The following is a 20,017-nucleotide window of genomic DNA, read 5'->3' as shown; positions in this document are numbered from 1 at the left end:
CTTTTAACTCCTTACAGGAGCTGATTGTGAAAGACTTATTAAACTTTCTAAAAGCACAGCATAAGACCGAAGAATTTGATGCAATCAAAATCGGTCTATCTTCACCTGACATGATTCGTTCATGGTCTTTTGGTGAAGTTAAAAAACCTGAAACGATCAACTATCGTACGTTCAAGCCTGAACGTGATGGTCTGTTCTGTGCGCGTATTTTTGGTCCAGTCAAAGACTACGAATGTCTTTGTGGTAAATATAAGCGTCTGAAACACCGTGGCGTGATCTGTGAAAAATGTGGCGTTGAAGTTACACAAACTAAAGTTCGTCGTGACCGTATGGGCCACATCGAGCTTGCATCACCGGTTGCTCACATCTGGTTCCTAAAATCGCTACCGTCTCGTATCGGTCTGCTAATGGATATCCCTCTACGTGATATCGAACGTGTTCTTTACTTCGAAATGTATGTAGTAACAGAGCCGGGTATGACGGATCTAGAAAAGAGTCAGATGCTTACTGAAGAAGAGTATCTTGACCGTCTAGAAGAGTGGGGCGATGAGTTCACGGCGAAGATGGGCGCAGAAGCGATCAAAGACCTATTGGGTTCAATGGATCTTGTCGCTGAAACAGAGATGATGCGTGAGGAGTTACAAACCACTAACTCTGAAACTAAACGCAAAAAACTGACTAAGCGTCTGAAGCTTGTTGAAGCGTTTATCAGCTCAGGTAATAACCCTGAGTGGATGATCCTGACTGTGCTTCCGGTACTTCCGCCAGATCTACGTCCTCTAGTACCACTAGATGGCGGTCGTTTTGCGACATCTGATCTGAACGATTTGTACCGCCGTGTGATCAACCGTAACAACCGTTTGAAGCGCCTTCTAGAGCTAGCAGCTCCGGACATCATCGTACGCAACGAAAAGCGTATGCTGCAAGAGTCTGTTGATGCGCTACTTGATAACGGTCGTCGCGGTCGTGCGATCACAGGTTCTAACAAGCGTCCTCTGAAATCTCTTGCTGATATGATCAAGGGTAAACAAGGTCGTTTCCGTCAGAACCTACTTGGTAAACGTGTAGACTACTCAGGCCGTTCTGTAATCACAGTAGGTCCATATTTACGTCTGCACCAGTGTGGTCTTCCTAAGAAGATGGCACTTGAGCTATTTAAACCATTTATCTACAGCAAGTTAGAAACTCGCGGCATGGCCACGACGATCAAAGCAGCTAAGAAAATGGTTGAGCGTGAAGAAGCGGTTGTTTGGGATATCCTAGACGAAGTGATTCGTGAACACCCAGTACTACTAAACCGTGCACCAACACTGCACCGTCTTGGTATTCAAGCGTTCGAACCTGTACTGATTGAAGGTAAAGCGATTCAACTGCACCCACTTGTGTGTGCGGCGTATAACGCGGACTTCGATGGTGACCAAATGGCGGTTCACGTGCCTCTAACTTTAGAAGCACAGCTTGAAGCTCGTACACTGATGATGTCGACGAACAACATTCTGTCGCCAGCATCAGGTGATCCGATCATCGTACCTTCACAGGACGTGGTCTTGGGTCTGTACTACATGACTCGCGAAAAAATCAACGCACAAGGTGAAGGTATGTACCTGGCTGGCCCTAAAGAGGCTGAGAAGGCATACCGTACTAAGACAGCGGCGCTACACGCACGCGTTAAAGTACGTATCACTGAAACCGTTGTTGATGAAGATGGTTACAGCACAACTGAGACTAAGATGGTCGATACGACTGTCGGTCGTGCCATGCTATGGCAAATCGTGCCTAAAGGCCTGCCATACAGCATCGTGAACCAGAAGCTTGGTAAGAAACAGATCTCAAATCTATTAAACGAAGCGTATCGTAAGCTTGGTTTGAAAGATACGGTCGTATTTGCTGACCAAATCATGTACACCGGTTTTGCTTATGCAGCACTGTCAGGCGTGTCAGTTGGTATCGACGACATGGTTGTACCAGCAGCGAAATACACTGAAATTGCTGAAGCTGAAGAAGAAGTACGCGAAATCCAAGAACAGTTCCAATCAGGTCTTGTTACGGCGGGTGAGCGTTACAACAAAGTTATCGATATCTGGGCGTCTACCAACGACCGTGTTGCGAAAGCGATGATGGATAACCTATCTTCTGAAACCGTGATCAACCGTGATGGTGTAGAAGAACAACAAGAATCGTTTAACAGCATCTATATGATGGCTGACTCGGGTGCTCGTGGTTCTGCTGCTCAGATTCGTCAGCTTGCAGGTATGCGTGGTCTGATGGCGCGTCCAGATGGTTCAATCATCGAAACGCCTATCACAGCAAACTTTAAAGAAGGCCTGAACGTACTACAATACTTTATCTCTACCCACGGTGCACGTAAGGGTCTAGCCGATACAGCACTTAAAACAGCGAACTCAGGTTATCTGACTCGTCGTTTAGTAGACGTTGCACAAGACGTTGTGGTGACAGAGCATGACTGTGGCACTCAAGAAGGTGTCGACATGATGCCTCATATCGAGGGTGGTGATGTTAAAGTTTCTTTAACTGAACTGGCTCTTGGTCGTGTTGTGGCTGAGGATGTGATGAAGCCAGGCACTGAAGAAGTACTTATTCCACGTAATACTCTGATTGATGAGAAGTGGTGTCAGATTATCGATGAGAACTCTGTCGATAATATGAAAGTACGTTCAGTGGTAACCTGTGATGCGGACTTCGGCTGTTGTGCGCTATGTTACGGTCGTGACCTTGCTCGTGGTCACCTAGTGAACCAAGGTGAGGCAGTCGGTGTTATTGCTGCTCAATCTATCGGTGAGCCGGGTACACAGTTAACGATGCGTACGTTCCACATCGGTGGTGCGGCTTCTACTGCTGCGGCAGAGAACAGCATCCAAGCGAAGAACAAAGGCTCTGTGAAACTTCACAACGCTAAGTTCGTTATCAACAAAGATAAGAAGCTGGTTATCACATCTCGTGCATCAGAGCTGACTATCATTGACGAATTTGGTCGCACGAAAGAAAAACACAAACTGCCTTACGGCTCTGTGTTGAGTAAAGGTGATAACGACGCGGTTGAAGCTGGTCAAACAGTGGCTAACTGGGAAGCGCACACCATGCCAATCATCACTGAAGTGGCTGGTCGCATCCAATTCGTTGATATGATTGATGGTGTAACGGTTTCTCGCCAAACAGATGACCTAACGGGTCTATCTTCAAGCGAAGTAACCGAAGCTGCCGCTCGTCCAGCAGCAGGTAAAGATATGCGTCCAGCTATCAAACTTGTTGATGCGAAAGGTAAAGATGTCATGATCCCTGGTACTGATATGCCAGCTCAATACTTCTTACCGGGTAAAGCGATCGTTAACATCGAAGATGGTGCTGAAGTTGGTATTGGTGACACATTAGCGCGTATTCCACAAAAATCTGGCGGTAACCGAGACATCACGGGTGGTCTACCTCGCGTAGCTGACTTGTTTGAAGCTCGTCGACCAAAAGAGCCTGCGATTCTTGCTGAGCACACAGGTACTGTGAGCTTTGGTAAAGAAACCAAAGGTAAACGTCGTCTAATCATCACTCGTGAGGGTGACGAAACTTATGAAGAAATGATTCCTAAGCATCGTCAACTTAACGTGTTTGAAGGTGAAAAGATCGAACGTGGTGACGTTATTGCTGATGGTCCTGAGACTCCGCACGATATCCTACGTTTACGTGGTATCCATGCTGTAACGTCTTACATCGCTAACGAAGTTCAAGAAGTTTACCGTCTGCAAGGCGTTAAGATTAACGATAAGCACATTGAAACTATCGTTCGTCAAATGCTACGTAAGTGTACGATTACTCATGCTGGCGACTCTGAGTTCCTAGCGGGTGAGCAAGTTGAATACTCACAAGTGAAAGTTGCAAACCGTAACCTAGAAGCCGAAGGCAAACAGCCTGCTCGTTTCGAGCGTGAGCTACTAGGTATTACTAAAGCATCTCTAGCGACTGAATCGTTCATCTCTGCGGCATCGTTCCAAGAGACAACTCGCGTACTAACAGAAGCGGCTGTTTCTGGTAAACGTGATGATCTTCGCGGTCTGAAAGAAAACGTAATCGTTGGTCGTCTGATCCCAGCGGGTACAGGTTTCGCTTACCACCAAGAACGTCAAGCTAAACGTGCGGCACAGCTAAAAGGCCCGTCTGCTGAACAAGCGACAGATAACCTAGCGGCACTGCTAAACGCAGGTTTCTCTTCTGAAGAGTAATCTCAGCGCTGATTAAAAAAGGCACCTTCGGGTGCCTTTTTTGTTGCGCTTAATTAATCTACGCGAATGATTACAGCAAAATATTCAATATTAAGCACCAGGAGGGATAGCCAAGCTGTCCGCGATAAGTTGAATCAAACTGTCTTCCACTCCAAAACGCACCTCAATAATTTCACCAATTAGCGAAAGGTCGTTGTCAAAGTTTTCGAGATCATCCTCATCACTCACTGCCGCGTATTTATCTGTAAAATTGAGTAACGGCTCCGTAGTAACAATAATTTTTCCATAAGTCTGATTAATTTCATCGGTGGCTTCAAAGCCAGTTGCACGCCACCTATCCATCACCATATCGTAGATTTTGAAGTGACCTTCGGAAATATAATCGACCAGTTGCTGGCAAAAACGTTGCAGCTCTTCTGGCGAGGGAAGCCCGTTAACATTCGTTTTGGCGGTGCAAGGTTGCAGCGCGGCTAATTTGCAATACTCTACAATTAAGGTTTGTCGCGTGTTTAACCAGTGATCAATAACGTCACTGTAACCGCCCCATTGCTCTTGTGTGCGTTTTAGTTTTTTTAGCATGACCATGCCCTCATGATCGGGTCACAAAGCTGGTGACCGTTTCCTTTGCGTAGGGTTGCACTTCGTAGATACAACTCATTGTCCTTACTAGAATTTATAGAACTAAATTTGGAACGTTACAAATTCTGGTATGAATTTAGATTGCCAGTAAAATGGGGTAACTGCAAGAAGAGAGGTCGCAACATGTTGAAAAATAGTGATACAAAAATCGCTTATTGGTGTGTAGTTTCCGGAAGTGAGATCTGGACCATAAATGGTGAGTTACCGCTAGGATCTGCGGGCGAATATTCCCTGCCTTTAGAAAAAGCGGTGGTGGTAGATAGTTGTGATGGTTACCCAGTGATGTGGGTTAATGATGCCGATCTTGATGGCGAGCGAGAAATGACTTCATTACGCGAATTGTTGCATCTCAAACCAGAACTATTTTTGGCGATCAGCAAGGCGCTTCAATATGGTCACATGAGCCAAACGTTACGTTTTTGTCCACAATGTGGTGGGCGAAATTACCTAAACCATAACCAATTGGCGATGCAATGTTCTGAGTGTCGAACGTTACATTATCCGCGTATCTTTCCTTGCATTATTGTCGCGGTACGAAATCAGGATAAAATTTTATTGGCCCAGCACCCAAGGCATCGTAACGGCATGTACACCGTCATTGCTGGTTTTTTAGAGGTCGGGGAGACGTTAGAGCAGTGCGTGGCACGTGAAGTACTTGAAGAAACGGGGATTCATGTGAAAAATATTCACTATTTTGGCAGCCAGCCATGGGCATTTCCATCGAGTATGATGATGGGCTTTGTGGCGGAATATGACTCTGGCACGATAAAACCCGACTATAGTGAATTGAGTGATGCGCAATGGTTTTTAGCAAGTGCTTTGCCTCCCGTTGCGCCCGAAGGGACGATAGCCAGAGCATTAATAGAGCACACGTTAAGCGAAATCGAGAAAGATTCACTGCCGCATTGCTAAAAAAAACCCTCCGGTGAAGGAGGGGGTAAGTAAGATGTCGTTATGAGATGCCGAGTACAGAGTACTCAGTTTATAATTATAGTTTTCGCTAGCGAACAAATTTTTAACACCGTTAAAGGTTGCTTGCAAATTAACCATTGATTTAAAAGTTAATAACATGATCTCGCTTGCAAAGCACACCGTTTTTGGCGCTTATTCAGTGCTAGAATAACGCCACAAAAAATAACAAGCTTTAAATTGGAAGACGGAATGACTGAATTAAAAAATGATCGCTACTTGCGTGCACTGTTAAAACAACCTGTCGATTGCACCCCTGTATGGATGATGCGCCAAGCAGGACGTTACCTGCCAGAGTATCGCGCAACGCGTGCCGAAGCAGGCGATTTTATGGCGCTGTGTAAAAATGCTGAGCTAGCTTCTGAAGTGACATTACAGCCATTACGTCGCTTTCCATTAGATGCCGCTATTTTATTTTCTGATATTTTAACCATTCCTGACGCCATGGGATTGGGTTTGTATTTTGAAGCGGGAGAAGGGCCAAAGTTTGAACGCCCGATCACTTGTAAAGCCGATGTCGATAAAATTGGCTTACCGGATCCGGAAGGCGAACTGCAATATGTGATGAATGCCGTACGCCAGATCCGCAAAGATCTACAAGGTGAAGTTCCATTGATCGGTTTTTCAGGCAGCCCATGGACACTCGCGACTTATATGGTGGAAGGTGGCAGCTCAAAAGCCTTCACTAAGATCAAAAAAATGATGTACGCCGATCCTAGCGTGCTGCACGCCTTGCTCGATAAACTGGCAGACAGTGTTATTGAATACCTTAACGCACAAATCAAAGCGGGTGCTCAGTCTGTTATGATTTTTGATACTTGGGGCGGAGTACTGACGCCGCGCGACTACAACCTCTTTTCACTACAGTATATGCACAAAATTGTGGATGGTTTAATTCGTGAAAATGAAGGTCGCCGCGTACCCGTCACTCTGTTTACCAAAAACGGTGGCATGTGGCTGGAGCAGATTGCTGCAACGGGTTGTGATGCTGTAGGGCTTGATTGGACCATCAATATTGCCGACGCCAAAGCGCGTATCGGTGACAAAGTCGCGCTGCAAGGCAATATGGACCCTTCCATGCTTTATGCTCCGCATGATCGTATTCGCCAAGAAGTGGCGACCATTCTTGAAGGATTCGGCCATGGTGGAACGGGCCATGTCTTTAACCTCGGACACGGTATCCATTTAGATGTGCCACCGGAAAATGCGGGCATATTTGTTGATGCGGTGCACGCCTTGTCTAAACCGTACCATCAATAATAGGTTTGCGGTGCCTTATCGCCGATAATGCACCGTTTCTCACTCTCATCCTGTTATTTGATAGGAGCAGGTTCACAGAGGTAAAGAGGTAATAAGACAAGATGAAGACCAAAGATAAGATCGTTTATGCTGCATTAGCGCTGTTTAATGAACATGGTGAAAGAACGGTGACCACTAACCATATCGCAGCACATATCGAAATCAGCCCAGGTAATTTGTATTATCACTTTCGTAATAAACAAGAAATTGTTCGTGATATTTTTGCTCTCTATTCAGCAGAGTTACTCGAACGTTTTCAGCCGATTGCGGCACAGCGCGAAAGCTTAACTCTGTTAAAGCATTATCTTGATTCGATCTTCACTTTGATGTGGAAATACCGTTTTTTCTATGCCAATTTACCGGAAATCCTGCAGCGTGATGAAGTACTACATGGTGAGTACATTCAAGTACAAGAAAAGCTGCAAACTAATCTCATTAATATTATGCACGCTTTTGTTGAGCTGAAATTGCTGTCTGTCGGAAAAGAAGATATGCAATCTTTAGTGACCACTCTCCATATGACGGCCTCGTGTTGGTTGAGTTATCAGTCAGCGATGTTTTCCAAAACGCAGATCACCGAGCAAGTGATTCATCAAGGCATGCTACAGATGATCGCAGTCGTTAAACCCAAAGCAACGGAACAAGGTCTTGAACAGCTTCTATTATTAGAGGAAGGTGTGCGGGCGATGCACGCATCATAATCTGTGCTTAGTTATAACCTTTGAGTATTGTTCTTAATCCTTTGAAGCTGTTAGCTTCTTAGCTATACATCTCTAAGGGTGGTGTTGATATGCACTATGACGTTTTTAACGGTGATGCTGATGGCATCATCTCTCTTCTTCAGCTGCGGCTTGCTTACCCTCGCACGACGACCCTAGTTACTGGGGTTAAGCGTGATATCAAATTGCTCCAGCGTCTTAATCTTCAATCCCGAGATAGTCTGACCGTGTTAGATATTTCGATGGAGAAGAATCAGCGACCTTTACAGCAGGCTCTTGCGGCGGGGGTGACGGTGTTTTATGCCGATCATCACTATGCAGGCTCAATCCCCGAGACTCCGCTGCTTGACGCCCATATTGATTTGGACCCTAATACTTGTACGGCATTAATTATTGATCAATGGTTAGGTGGTCCGTTCCATGAGTGGGCGATTGTGGCAGCTTATGGCGATAATTTGATTGCTAAAGCGGATACTTTAACGCGCAACGCGGGGCTAACTACCACTCAAGCTGAACAACTAAAAAACTTAGGTACCTTGATTAACTATAACGGTTATGGAGAGACGATAGAGCAGCTTCATTATCACCCCGCTGATTTGTACCAAGCCTTGCTGGTTTATCCTTCACCGTTTGATTTAATGAAGGATGACAACTCCCCTTTTTATCATTTGCAGCACGCTTATGAGCAAGATATGCAGCTTGCTCAGTCGTTAGAGCCTATCTATAAAAGTGCCTGTTTGAGCGTATACGAGCTGCCAGACTGTGCATCATCACAGCGAGTGAGTGGTGTGTTTAGTAATTGGCTAGCCAATCAAGCACCTGCCGCGGCACATATGGTTTTAACGGTAAATTCATCGGGTGGTTATACCGTTTCGCTACGTGCTCCATTAGCCAATAAACAGGGAGCGGATAGGTTATGCAGCGCCTTTGCAACCGGAGGCGGGCGAGAAGCGGCGGCGGGTATTAATTCGTTGGATAAAAGACAATTGACCCAATTTATTACTCAAGTAGAAGCGTACTATTCATCACACTAACGCTCGTTCGGATTAACAGGGTGATGGATGTGTTTTGCTAGCGACTGAGCCAGCGTGTTGGGTCTTCGGCTTTACTGTTGCGACGAATTTCGAAATAGAGCGCTGGCTGAGATTGACCGCCAGTGTCTCCCGCTAAAGCAATGGTTTCACCGGCGGTGACTTTATCGCCCTCTTTTTTGAGCAAACTTTGGTTAAAGCCGTATAAAGTCATATCGCCTTTGCCATGATCGAGCAAAACCACCAGCCCATAACCACGTAGATATTCAGCAAACACGACCGTGCCAGAATAAACCGCTTTGACGTTTTGACCATAATTAGCGTCAATGACTAGACCTTTCCAGTCAATTTGTCCACTTTGACGTGTACCAAAAGCATGCAGGATTTTGCCTTTGACTGGCCAAGGTAGCTTGCCTTTTTGCGGCGCTAACCCATCCATTAGTACAGCGTTACGTTTTGCTGCTTTGGCGATTTCCGCTTGTAATCGCGTTTCATTGCGTTGCAATTCCGCTAAGTAGACTTTATCACCGGAAATACTTTTTTGAATTTTACCCACCGTACTGCGTCGTTCTGACTGCGTTTTTGCCAATGTAGCGCGCTTTTGGGTCTGCTGTTCTAATAGAGAAGCGATTTGGTCTCGTTCAAGTCGCAGCTGTTTTTCACTTTCATTGAGTTCTTTTTGCGTAAGTTCAAGCTGTTGGATGGTTTGGCTGCGTGCCTTCGCTAAGTGTTGGTAATACTGGCTGATGCGATCTTCTTCCACGCCATTATTGAGTATGTTGGATGAGGCTGTCGCTCGCTGAGTGGCGTAATAGGTTTTGATCAGTTGAGCTAATTTGGCGGTTTGTTGTGTTTGTTGTGTTTCTAAGGCCGTGATCTTTTGTTTGAGTTTAGCGATATTAGCGTTGGCCACTACTAATTCTGATTTGGTGTTTTTGATCTGATTTTCTAGACTTGAAATACCCACTTCTTGCTTTTTAAGCGCATTTTGCAACGAATCGAGCTCTTTTTGTCGATTATTTAACGCTTGCTGCTGACGAGAAATTTCTCCTTTCACCCCTTTTAGCTCTTGTTGTGTGGCAGCCATTAACGGTGAGCAGGAGAGGCAAGCTAGCCCTAACACCATCACTAGGCTAAGTGCATGCCACCAAGTCGTTATAGTAAGTGGGTGTGGTGAAGGCTTGTTTCTCATCCGTTTTCAAGTCTCTATCGACAAATTAGTGAGTCAGTATACTCAAAGCCATCCGCGAGGCGAAAGCCCTATGTCAAAACTTGCAATCAAATCGAGTTCTTGGGCGAAAAAAAGCCTCGATATTTATCGAGGCTCAATAGCACGTGGTTGGTGAGTTATTTAAACAACACTTGACCAGACATTTCTGCCGGAATGTCCATGTTCGATAGAGCAAGCATCGTTGGTGCTAGGTCAGAAAGCTTACCACCATCTTTTAGCTTAAGATCTTTGCTACCGACGTAGATAAGCGGCACTGGCAGATTGGTATGTGCGGTATGAATGCCCCCTGTTTCCGGGTTCACCATCATTTCTGCATTGCCGTGGTCTGCTGTGATCAGTAGCTGGCCATCGACTTCTTTAATCGCTTCAACCACTTTTCCGATACACTCATCAAGCGCTTCGCATGCTTTCACGGCCGCTTCGTAAATACCAGTATGACCAACCATATCGCCGTTCGGGTAGTTACAGATAATCGCATCGTATTTACCCGACTTGATTGCCGCAACGAGTTTTTCAGTCAGTTCAGGCGCGCTCATTTCCGGTTGCAGATCGTAAGTTGCCACTTTAGGTGAAGCAACCAATTGGCGCTCTTCGCCTGGGAATTCGTTCTCAACACCACCGTTAAAGAAGAAGGTGACGTGCGCGTATTTTTCTGTTTCAGAGATGCGCAACTGAGTTTTACCCGCCTTTGATAGCCACTCACCGTAGGTGTTTTCTAGTGATGCTGGTGGAAATGCGCACAGCAGAGGAATGTCGGCGGCGTATTGGGTTAGCATCACAAAGTCAATTGCTGGGAACTTCACACGTTCAAACCCGTTGAAATCTGGTATGAAGGCACGAGTAATTTCACGTGCACGGTCGGCGCGGTAGTTCATGAAAATCACGGCATCGCCATCTTCAATCGCAGCAGAGTCTTGGCCTTCAGCTTTGATTTCTGTCGCTTTAACAAATTCATCATTTTCTTCACGTGCGTAAGCGGCTTCAAGGCCTGCCACGGCGGAATCAAAAGTAAATTCTGCTTTGGCTTCAACCAATAGGTCGTAAGCTTTTTGTACGCGTTCCCAGTTGTTATCGCGATCCATGGCGTAGTAACGACCAATCAGTGAGGCGATACGACCTTTACCTAATTTAGAAAATAGGTCTTGGAAGCGTTGCAATGAGGCTTCGGCACTGCGTGGTGGCGTATCACGGCCATCAAGGAAGCAGTGGAGGTAGATTTTCTCAGCGCCACGGGCAGCAGCCATTTCAACGGCAGCGTAGATATGATCTTCATGCGAGTGAACACCACCTGGCGACATTAGCCCCAATAGGTGAACCGCTTTGCCCGCTTTGATGGCTTTATCCATCGCGTTGACTAACACTTCGTTTTGTTGGAATTCACCATCAAGAATTGATTTAGTAATGCGTGTCAGGTCTTGGTAAACAATACGACCAGCACCGATATTGGTGTGACCGACTTCTGAGTTACCCATTTGACCATCCGGTAAACCTACATCCATACCAGAAGCAGAAATCAGAGTGTTTGGGTTGTTTGCAATTAAGCTATCCATGACTGGAGTATGTGCATTGCTGATTGCGTTGTGTGCGTTATCTTCACGGTAACCCCAACCGTCAAGAATTACTAAAGCCATTGGCTTCTTAGCTGACATAGTTATGACCTCGTCAAATTCAAAGTAACTTAAACAGAAATTAGCGTAATTTTACTACACTTTGAAGCGATTGCAGTAGGTTAAGATCAATGATTCTCCCTATCAATGCCTATAAAGGTAGCCTATTGATCAACATCGGTGCCTTTTTAGCGCCATTTAATAAACTAAAATTCCCGTCCCAAGCACGGCAAACAGTGCGCCGCACCAAGCGAAGCGGTTGGGCCGCTGTTTGGTATACATCCATAAAATAGGCAACAACATGATGGGCGTGGTTGAGGAGAGCAGGGCCACCATACCCACGTTGCCTTCACGCAGTGCGTAGAGAATTAATGTCATTCCGACCGCCATCGCAAGAAAACCGTTGATGGCAGTAATGGTAAAAATGGGCAGCGTAATGGCTTGAGTGGCGCGTGCTAATTTTGCACCAGTAGCCAACAGTAAGCAGTGTGCGGTGAAGGCGGTGAGCATTCGAATCGCGGAAGCGGCGATGGGGTCGATCCCCGTTTGCATTACAGGTTTGGCGATGATCCCACCCAATGCTTGGCATAGAGCCGCGATAAGGCCAAGTGCAATGCCAACCCATACTCGACCTTTAATTGCTTCCAATGCATTATGATTTTGCCCTCGGCGGCCAAAAAAGATGGCCGTTAGAACGCCTGAAAAGACAAAAGTCGCGCCCACTAGCTCTGCATGGCTCATGCTTTCGCTGAATAAAAAATAGCCGAGAATGGCCGAAAAAACGGCATGGCAGGAAAAGAGCAAACCCGCTTGTCTTGGCCCCATGCGATTTAAACACGCAAACAGCGCCGTATCGCCAATGAATATGCCAATCAACCCCGAATACATCATGGGTGTTACCATCTCGCTGTTTACCGTTGCCCAGCCGCCAGTTGCCAGCGCCATGCTCACTAAAATGAGAGAAGTACAGCCCATCCGCCAACGGCTATAAGCAAAGGTTCCTAAATGGCGAGCGGGAGTAACAGACAGTAAACTGGCTACTGCCCAAAGAAAGGCGGCAGCAAGCGCGAGCCATTCGTAGCCCATGTAAACATCCTTGAACGAGGGAAGGATCTCAATATGCCTTAAGCGCTAGGGGAAAACAAAGGGAATTTATGGGCTTGCCTCAATGTGATTAAAAGAGGCAAGCCAAGAGGATTTACACTTTGAAGCGGCGAATATCGTTACGCATGGCTTCTGCCGATAAATGCATTTCATGAGCGCTGTGGCTGCTCTGCTGAGTTTGACTAGCAAGGTCATCAGAAGCGTCTTTGATACCTTGTGTATTGCGGCTAATGTCTTCGCTGACGGCTCGCTGCTCTTCAGCGGCACTGGCAATTTGCAAGGCCATATCATTGATCTCGGTAATGGCTTGCGTGATCCGCACTAAACTGTCGTGAGCTTGTTCGGCATAGTCAACACTGTGGTCGGCCAGTTTGGTGCTGGCTTCCATATTCTCGACCGCATGTTGAGTATTGCGCTGCAAGGTTTCAATCATGGTGCGGATCTCTTCCGTTGAGCCATGTGTACGTTGGCTTAGCACACGAACTTCGTCGGCGACCACAGCAAAACCACGGCCTTGGTCACCTGCGCGGGCCGCTTCAATCGCTGCATTGAGTGCTAACAGATTGGTTTGTTCGGCAATACTTTGAATGGTGGATAGGATCTGGTTGATACTTTGAGCATTGCTCTCCAACTCTCGGATCACTTTGGCTGCACTATCGACCTGATTGGCTAAGTGAGTAATGGAATCTCGATTCTTTTTGATAACCGCCTGCCCGTCATCACAAGCTGAGGCTGATGCTTGCGACGCGCTAGCGGTCAGTTCAGCATGGCTAGCCACCTCAGCGGCGGTAGCCGACATCTCGTGAATCGCGGTGGCTATTTGGTTGACATCATTTTGTTGGTGCTCAACTCGCATGGAAGCTTGAGCAGAAAGGTCATTGGCATCTTGTGCTTGCTGGGAAAGTTGTTGGCTACGGCTGACGATCCCTTTCAGCATCTCCTGCATTTGACTTAAAAAGAGATTCACTTTCTCGGCCAATTCACCGATTTCATCCATGCGTCGAATGTCGATGCGTTGGGTGAGGTCGCCTTCTCCTTGCGCTAATTGCGCTAAAGCGTTCGACAATACCTGCAGTGGTTGCAGTAAGCGGGTTACAACCCAAGTGCTAATGCTGGCGATAATAATGTAGAGTACTAAAGAGGCAATGGCGGTAAAGGTGATCTGCTCAGAAACCGAGGCGTAGGCCATCTCTTTGTCTACCACAATGCCCAGTAACCAATCGGTATTTGGTATTTGTGAGACGTAAATTAATTTGTTGCCTTGCTTTGGCCAAGCGATGGTATCCACGCGATTTTCTCGGGCTAAGCTGGCCATGTGCTGGGAATCTAATTCGTTGTTTAAATTGGTTAAAGGTTTTTGGCTTAAAGCTTCATCTTGGTAGGCAACAATGTTGTTATTACCATCAACCAAAAACGCAAAACCTTGATTGTTCAGTTTAACATTCAGCACTTCTTTAATGAGATTGGTTACCGTTAAATCGGCGGCGAGTACGCCTTGTTTTTGACCTTTAAAAGCTTTGGCGAAGCTAACTACGATGCTGCCATCAAAATCTTGGTAGGGTTCGGTAATTATAAGCCCTGATTGTGCCATTGCATCTTTATACCAAGGGCGCGTTCTTGGATCATAATCACTTGGCCAATCTTCGGTTTTATCACCATAAGCAATGCTGCCATCACTAAAACCAGCATAAACAGAAAGAAAATCACCGCTCTTTTTAGTCACCAGCAACGCTTGGTCAGCATTGTTATTATTGGCAATAAAAGGTTCATTGGCCAACATCATATTGCTGCGGATCCCAAGCCAATCACTGATGTAATGGCGAGTAGCAAGACTGGTATTTTCCATTTCACTATTAATGGCATAGGTCGTTTCTTGCTGTAATTGACTGACGGAGATCCAAGCTTGGACGCCACTGACGATTGCGATGATGATGGCGATAGCGACTTGAATTTTAAATTTGATGGTATGTCTCATGGGTTATGTCCCTAGAACGGTTTGACAACCGCGTGTCGATAGCTCAGATCAGGAAAAGATGAATTAACGGCTCCTAAGCTTAGTTGCAGCGAAATGATGAAGCCGTTTCATGTTTCTTCAGATAAATGAATAAGTAAATCAGAGTAATCCTACGAGAATGTGGCTTTGATTAATATGATCGTGCTCGATTATTGTTCATCTCGTTGATTTGCTTTTACTTAGTTTTAGGCTGGAATGATTCATCTTTGCGACCTGCATTCAGTCTTGACGCTCAATGCAAGTCGCAGTCACCAAAGGTTAGGTTAGTAATAGCGCGGCAGTATAGACAATGCACAAGCCAACAACGCCAATAATCAGACCTGTTTTGGCCATGTCTTTACTCTCAATAAGCCCGGTAGAATAGGCCAGTGAGTTCGGCGGTGTTGAGACAGGTAAAATCATACCCAGTGAGGCAGAAAAGGCGACAACCACTAACAAACTTTGTATACCACCAATACTGGCCAAGCTTTCCATGGATGTGCCAATCGCGGCGGCGATCGGCATGAGTAAGTTAGCGGTCGCGGTATTGGACATGAAGTTTGCCATGATCCAACAAACGAGCGACAGGGTGATGACGACCGAGATAGGCGATAGAGAACTGTAATCAATCGCGTGAGCTAATGCTGAAGCGAGCCCTGTTTTATCTAGCCCAATTCCAATCGCTATCCCGCCAGCCACTAGCCACAAGACGTCCCAGTTGATCTGTTTCAGTTCCTCTTTGCCCATAATGCCGGTGAGTGTAAAAACCGCCAAAGGGATGATGGAAACCACATAGGTGTTCATGCCGTGTAGAGAGGTGGTCATCCACAGCACTATGGTGGCGGCAAAAGTAATGTAGACCACGATTGCACGCCAATTTTTTTGGAATGTTCCGTTGAGTTTCAGCACCATCTGTTTTTCTGAAGAGGGAAACAGTTTTTGTAGCAAAAACCAAGCTAACGTGAGCTGAATAATCACAAACGGCAAGCCCATCATCATCCAAGAAAAGAAATCAATGCTATTGCTTCCGGTGAGATATTGCAGCGCGATCGCATTGGGCGGCGTACCGATAGGCGTGGCAATACCACCGGTATTCGCTGCAATCGGAATGCAGAGCACTAAGGCTTTGATGCCTAAATCCCCTTTTGGAGCTGAAGCGACGATCGGCCCGAGCAGCGCCAGCATCATCACAGTAGTCGCGGTATTGGACATAAACATGGAAAATACCGCAGTGATCAACATTAGCCCCAGCATAATAAAGCGGGGCTGAGTACCAAAAGGTTTAAGTAAAACTCGGGCTAAGTTGTTGTCCAATTCATATTTAGAAGCAGCAATCGCCAGTGCAAAGCCGCCCATGAACAAGATAATAATCGGTGAAGAGAAAGCGCTGAAAATATCGGTGTACTTCATCAGCTCGCCGATATCATGCCCTGCGGGGGGCGAACGAAAGAGATGCAAGCCTTTATCTGAAATCATCACCAATTCGAGCGCAATGATCAAAATGGAGGTGGCAAATACAGGAACTGGCTCCAATACCCAAAGCAGAGCAGCCAATAAAAAAATAGCCAGTAATCGATGTTGAATTAAGGTTAAGTCATCAATCGGTATCGCATCAATGGGCATCAGTAAAACACCGATGGGCAGCAAAAAGCAGATCGCAAGCTTTATCAGCATTCCCGTATTCATGGTAGGCATATCACATGACCTTCATTAGGTTAACTTGAAGTAACTAGCGTAAATGATATGTGAATGAAGGTCTTAGACGCGGCTTGAAATTTTGAGTTTTAGCGAAGGAATATGCAGCAGCTTTGTTTTTTATCAATAAAGAAAAAAAGCGAAATATCTAGAGGCGTTAGCTCTGAACATGCAGAGCTAACGCATTCGGCAGGGAACATTAAGAGATGGCGATTAACGTTGCTGTGCGTATGGAGTACCCATAACCGTTATAGCATTGTGTTGCATAGACTCATCAAAGCGAATTTTATCTTTTGCAAACAGGTTGATCACCGTTGAGCCTAGCTTAAAGCGACCCATCTCTTGTCCTTTTTTCAGTACAACAGAGGTATTGCCTTGGGCTGGATAATCCCAGCGATAAACGGTATTGCCGCGCGGAGGCGTGACAGTCCCTGACCAAACTAGCTCAATACTGCCAACAATGGTCGCTCCGACAAGCACTTGTGCCATTGGGCCAAACTCAGTATCAAAAATACACACCACGCGCTCATTGCGAGCAAACAGGTTCGGTACATTTTCGGCGGTTAGTGGGTTAACCGAGAAAAGATCGCCCGGAACATAAATCATTTGACGTAACACGCCATCGCAAGGCATGTGTACGCGGTGGTAGTCGCGAGGTGATAAATAAAGCGTGGCAAATTCGCCATCTTCAAACTCTTGCGCCAGCTTTGCATCACCACCGAGCAATTCTACCGCTGTAAAATGGTGACCTTTCGCTTGGATAAGCTTGCCATCTTGAATCGGCCCGAATTGACTAACGCAAGCATCGGCCGGATGGGTGATTAAGCTATCACCGTCACTGATTGGCCGAGCATCGGCTTTCAATTCACGAACAAAGAATTCATTGAATGTTTTGAAATGGCTAGGATCTGAATGCAGAGCTTCATCCATGTTGACATTATATTGTTTAATAAACCAACGAATGACTGCAGTGGTTAGACCGCCAGCTTTCGCTGATGCGAGTTTACCCATCAGGCGTGTTAAGCCATGTTGTGGGATCCAGTATTGCAGTCCAACTTTAATTTTATCCATTGTCTCTGATTCCAATGTTAACTGTATGTTCTTCACTTTGGGCGCGAGATGTTACTGAAAAACTCTCACCATGTCAGCAGTTAGTCACCATTGCTTACGGATTATTCGATGGCGACAGATAAAAATTTATCGATCAAGTCTGCAGACATTTGCCGGGGTAAAACTCGATGCTATTTATAAATCCGCTTTTTTGTTACGCGAATATTGGCGGTTAGCTTTGTTTTCCGACATGCTTTCTAAAATTCGGTGGTAGTTCTCAAAGCGCGTGTTACTAATATCACCTTTTTCCACGGCTTCACGTAATAAGCAACCCGGATCGTCAGCGTGTTTGCAGTCTCTAAACTTACAGCCGCCTAAGAAGGGACGAAATTCGACAAAGGCTTCAGTGATCGCTTCAGCTTCCAAGTGCCATAAACCAAATTCACGCACTCCCGGCGAGTCGATCAAATCACCGCCTGTAGGGATATGATACAAGCGAGCCGCAGTGGTGGTATGTTGACCAAGTCCAGATGCTTGAGAAACTTCACCTTCTTCAATTTCATCTTCCAAATTTGGCATTAATGCGTTCACTAGGCTGGATTTACCGACGCCAGATTGACCAACAAATATGTTGATCCGTCCGCCAAGTTCCGCTTCTAACTCAGCAATCCCTTCACCGCTTTTTTTGCTGACAAAAAGCACTTTGTAGCCAATGCGTTCGTACACACGTAACGACTCTTGATATTGGTTACGCAATTCATCGCTGAGTAAATCAATCTTATTCAGTACCACTAGCGGCGCAATATTCACGGTTTCTGAAGCGATCAAATAACGGTCGATGATATTGAGTGACAGTTCCGGCAGTACGGATGACACAATGACCATCTGATCAATGTTTGCCGCGACTGGTTTCAAACCGTCGTAATAATCTGGACGAGTCAGAACCGATTTACGCGGTTCAACCGCTTCGACAACGCCAGAGATTCCTGCCATTGATTCGAGTCCAGGTCGCCAAATAACACGATCTCCTGAGACCAGCGTTTCAATGCCTCGGCGTAAATTACAGCGGTGGATGGTGTGAGTCTCTAAATCTTCAACATCGGCATGTTGGCCAAAACGAGTAATCACTAACCCAGTTTTTGCGGTGCCGAGCATGGCTTCATCCCACGAAACTGTGTCCTCTTTTTTGAGTCGTTTACTCTGATTATTACGAACGCGTCGTACTTGACCTTTCGTCAGCTTCTTTTTCTTTGCCACGATTATCTACTTCATGATTATGATACGTTTTGATCCAACGTTGAGATTTTACTCAAAATCATACCGTTTGGATCCAATGTCCAAAGGTATCTTGGGGATCTGAATTTGGGTATAGTACCTTTTTTATCTGCAAACCAATATAGGCAACGTATTTATGTCTTTTAGCGATCAAAACTTGATTTGGGTTGATCTTGAGATGACAGGCTTAGACCCTGAAACTCACAAAATTATCGAGATTGCCACCATTGTGACTGATAGTGAGTTGAACATTTTGGCTGAAGGCCCAGTGTTGGCTGTTCATCAATCAGAAGCTGAATTGGCTAAAATGGATGAATGGTGCACCACAACACATACCAAAAGCGGTTTGGTCGAGCGAGTACGTCATGACTCAGTGACACAACAAGAAGCGGTTGAACAGACCATTACGTTTTTGGAAAAGTGGGTGCCTAAAGGTAAATCTCCTATTTGTGGCAACAGTATTGGGCAAGATCGCCGCTTCCTTTATAAACATATGCCTGAGCTGGAAGCCTACTTCCATTACCGTTATGTGGATGTCAGTACGCTAAAAGAGCTGACTCGTCGTTGGAAGCCAGAAGTATTGGATGGCTTTTCTAAGCAAGGTAGCCACCTGGCTTTAGATGATATTCGTGAGTCTATTGCTGAGCTTCAGTACTACCGTAAGACCATATTCAGTATTTAATTTTCAGAACGGCATTTTTTGCTGATGGCGTGTTAACCAGTTTTTGTGATTAATACGCCATATTTGCGTTCTTTTTCGTCAAAAAAAAAAAAAAAAGATTTTTTGTCAGTAAGGGCTTGCATCATAAGAAAATGCTCTTATAATTCGCAGCCCTGAACAACGGAAACGTTGTGAATGCGACACTAGCTCAGTTGGTAGAGCGCAACCTTGCCAAGGTTGAGGTCACGAGTTCGAACCTCGTGTGTCGCTCCAAATTCTTTTCGAAGAAAAGAATAGCGCCGCACAACCTAGTTAAGGTTGAGGTCACGCCTCTTTGTTTAAAGAAAGTGAACCTCGTGTGTCGCTGAACTTTCTCTTGTTAGAAAGTGAACAGGTTTAAGTTTTCATCGTACTTAACGGTGACACAATACGGACGCGGGGTGGAGCAGCTTGGTAGCTCGTCGGGCTCATAACCCGAAGGTCGTTGGTTCAAATCCAGCCCCCGCAACCAAATT

Annotated in this window: 14 protein-coding genes and 2 tRNA genes; 8 read left to right on the top strand and 8 right to left on the bottom strand. The window is 45.8% G+C overall.

Annotation, left to right across the window (positions count from 1 at the left end; all coding sequences use genetic code 11):
* The first annotated feature begins 26 nt into the window (after positions 1 to 26).
* On the top strand, positions 27 to 4,229 hold the full coding sequence (rpoC, locus tag AACT23_RS09845; protein WP_013857949.1) for a DNA-directed RNA polymerase subunit beta': 4,203 nt from the start codon (positions 27 to 29) through the stop codon (positions 4,227 to 4,229).
* A 90-nt stretch (positions 4,230 to 4,319) separates the two neighbouring features.
* Here the strand turns inward: rpoC and AACT23_RS09840 are convergent, their stop codons facing one another.
* On the bottom strand, positions 4,320 to 4,814 hold the full coding sequence (locus tag AACT23_RS09840; RefSeq protein WP_013857948.1) for an Rsd/AlgQ family anti-sigma factor: 495 nt from the start codon (positions 4,812 to 4,814) through the stop codon (positions 4,320 to 4,322).
* Positions 4,815 to 4,994: 180 nt separating this feature from the next.
* Here AACT23_RS09840 and nudC point away from each other — a divergent pair, with 180 nt between their 5' ends.
* The 4 genes from nudC to AACT23_RS09820 all read left to right on the top strand — a co-directional run bounded on the left by nudC (position 4,995) and on the right by AACT23_RS09820 (position 8,889).
* Positions 4,995 to 5,780, top strand: coding sequence for an NAD(+) diphosphatase (nudC, locus tag AACT23_RS09835; RefSeq protein ID WP_170889804.1), 786 nt, complete (start codon positions 4,995 to 4,997; stop codon positions 5,778 to 5,780).
* 249 nt (positions 5,781 to 6,029) lie between these two features.
* Positions 6,030 to 7,097, top strand: coding sequence for a uroporphyrinogen decarboxylase (hemE, locus tag AACT23_RS09830; RefSeq protein WP_010318957.1), 1,068 nt, complete (start codon positions 6,030 to 6,032; stop codon positions 7,095 to 7,097).
* Between the two features lie 101 nt (positions 7,098 to 7,198).
* Complete coding sequence (locus AACT23_RS09825; RefSeq protein ID WP_013857945.1) at positions 7,199 to 7,837, top strand: TetR/AcrR family transcriptional regulator; 639 nt, start codon at positions 7,199 to 7,201, stop codon at positions 7,835 to 7,837.
* Positions 7,838 to 7,926: 89 nt separating this feature from the next.
* Positions 7,927 to 8,889, top strand: coding sequence for an acetyltransferase (locus AACT23_RS09820; protein ID WP_094128434.1), 963 nt, complete (start codon positions 7,927 to 7,929; stop codon positions 8,887 to 8,889).
* A 37-nt stretch (positions 8,890 to 8,926) separates the two neighbouring features.
* Here AACT23_RS09820 and AACT23_RS09815 read toward each other — a convergent pair whose 3' ends face one another.
* The 7 genes from AACT23_RS09815 to rsgA all read right to left on the bottom strand — a co-directional run bounded on the left by AACT23_RS09815 (position 8,927) and on the right by rsgA (position 18,823).
* Positions 8,927 to 10,012 carry a murein hydrolase activator EnvC family protein gene (locus tag AACT23_RS09815; protein ID WP_241782107.1) on the bottom strand — a complete coding sequence of 362 codons (1,086 nt, stop codon included), beginning with the start codon at positions 10,010 to 10,012 and terminating at the stop codon, positions 8,927 to 8,929.
* A gap of 221 nt (positions 10,013 to 10,233) precedes the next feature.
* Positions 10,234 to 11,766: a 2,3-bisphosphoglycerate-independent phosphoglycerate mutase gene (gpmM, locus tag AACT23_RS09810; RefSeq protein ID WP_017046693.1), complete on the bottom strand. Its 1,533-nt coding sequence runs from the start codon at positions 11,764 to 11,766 to the stop codon at positions 10,234 to 10,236.
* Positions 11,767 to 11,922: 156 nt separating this feature from the next.
* Positions 11,923 to 12,810, bottom strand: coding sequence for a DMT family transporter (locus AACT23_RS09805; protein ID WP_013857940.1), 888 nt, complete (start codon positions 12,808 to 12,810; stop codon positions 11,923 to 11,925).
* 112 nt (positions 12,811 to 12,922) lie between these two features.
* The gene (locus tag AACT23_RS09800; RefSeq protein WP_047688356.1) at positions 12,923 to 14,803 is read right to left on the bottom strand and encodes a methyl-accepting chemotaxis protein; all 1,881 of its coding nucleotides are present in this window, start codon (positions 14,801 to 14,803) and stop codon (positions 12,923 to 12,925) included.
* A gap of 297 nt (positions 14,804 to 15,100) precedes the next feature.
* A complete protein-coding gene (locus AACT23_RS09795; protein ID WP_017048339.1) occupies positions 15,101 to 16,516 on the bottom strand; it encodes an SLC13 family permease in 1,416 nt (471 codons plus the stop codon).
* Between the two features lie 213 nt (positions 16,517 to 16,729).
* Positions 16,730 to 17,587: an archaetidylserine decarboxylase gene (asd, locus tag AACT23_RS09790; protein WP_017046689.1), complete on the bottom strand. Its 858-nt coding sequence runs from the start codon at positions 17,585 to 17,587 to the stop codon at positions 16,730 to 16,732.
* 174 nt (positions 17,588 to 17,761) lie between these two features.
* Positions 17,762 to 18,823, bottom strand: a complete 1,062-nt coding sequence (gene rsgA, locus AACT23_RS09785; RefSeq protein WP_013857936.1) for a small ribosomal subunit biogenesis GTPase RsgA — start codon at positions 18,821 to 18,823, stop codon at positions 17,762 to 17,764.
* 154 nt (positions 18,824 to 18,977) lie between these two features.
* On the opposite strand from rsgA, the gene orn reads away from it, so the two are divergent.
* The 3 genes from orn (at position 18,978) to AACT23_RS09770 (ending at position 20,013) form a co-directional block, all read left to right on the top strand.
* Positions 18,978 to 19,523 (top strand): oligoribonuclease, encoded by a 546-nt coding sequence (gene orn, locus AACT23_RS09780; protein ID WP_010318948.1) that lies wholly within the window; start codon positions 18,978 to 18,980, stop codon positions 19,521 to 19,523.
* 176 nt (positions 19,524 to 19,699) lie between these two features.
* Positions 19,700 to 19,775, top strand: a tRNA-Gly gene (locus AACT23_RS09775).
* 161 nt (positions 19,776 to 19,936) lie between these two features.
* Positions 19,937 to 20,013, top strand: a tRNA-Met gene (locus tag AACT23_RS09770).
* The last annotated feature ends 4 nt before the right edge of the window (positions 20,014 to 20,017 follow it).

It is taken from the genome of Vibrio sp. V09_P4A23P171 (assembly GCF_963875615.1).
In the GTDB taxonomy this organism is placed as follows: Bacteria; Pseudomonadota; Gammaproteobacteria; order Enterobacterales; family Vibrionaceae; genus Vibrio; species Vibrio anguillarum.
Note: the sequence above shows the minus strand (reverse complement) of the source record. Positions and strands in the feature narration are given on the sequence as shown.

Coding starts and splice junctions, on each gene's coding strand:
- AACT23_RS09840 (WP_013857948.1), bottom strand. CDS start 4,814: ATGGTCATGCTAAAAAAACTAAAACGCACACAAGAGCAATGGGGCGGT.
- hemE (WP_010318957.1), top strand. CDS start 6,030: ATGACTGAATTAAAAAATGATCGCTACTTGCGTGCACTGTTAAAACAA.
- AACT23_RS09825 (WP_013857945.1), top strand. CDS start 7,199: ATGAAGACCAAAGATAAGATCGTTTATGCTGCATTAGCGCTGTTTAAT.
- AACT23_RS09820 (WP_094128434.1), top strand. CDS start 7,927: ATGCACTATGACGTTTTTAACGGTGATGCTGATGGCATCATCTCTCTT.
- AACT23_RS09815 (WP_241782107.1), bottom strand. CDS start 10,012: ATGGTGTTAGGGCTAGCTTGCCTCTCCTGCTCACCGTTAATGGCTGCC.
- gpmM (WP_017046693.1), bottom strand. CDS start 11,766: ATGTCAGCTAAGAAGCCAATGGCTTTAGTAATTCTTGACGGTTGGGGT.
- AACT23_RS09805 (WP_013857940.1), bottom strand. CDS start 12,810: ATGGGCTACGAATGGCTCGCGCTTGCTGCCGCCTTTCTTTGGGCAGTA.
- AACT23_RS09800 (WP_047688356.1), bottom strand. CDS start 14,803: ATGAGACATACCATCAAATTTAAAATTCAAGTCGCTATCGCCATCATC.
- AACT23_RS09795 (WP_017048339.1), bottom strand. CDS start 16,516: ATGCCTACCATGAATACGGGAATGCTGATAAAGCTTGCGATCTGCTTT.
- asd (WP_017046689.1), bottom strand. CDS start 17,587: ATGGATAAAATTAAAGTTGGACTGCAATACTGGATCCCACAACATGGC.
- orn (WP_010318948.1), top strand. CDS start 18,978: ATGTCTTTTAGCGATCAAAACTTGATTTGGGTTGATCTTGAGATGACA.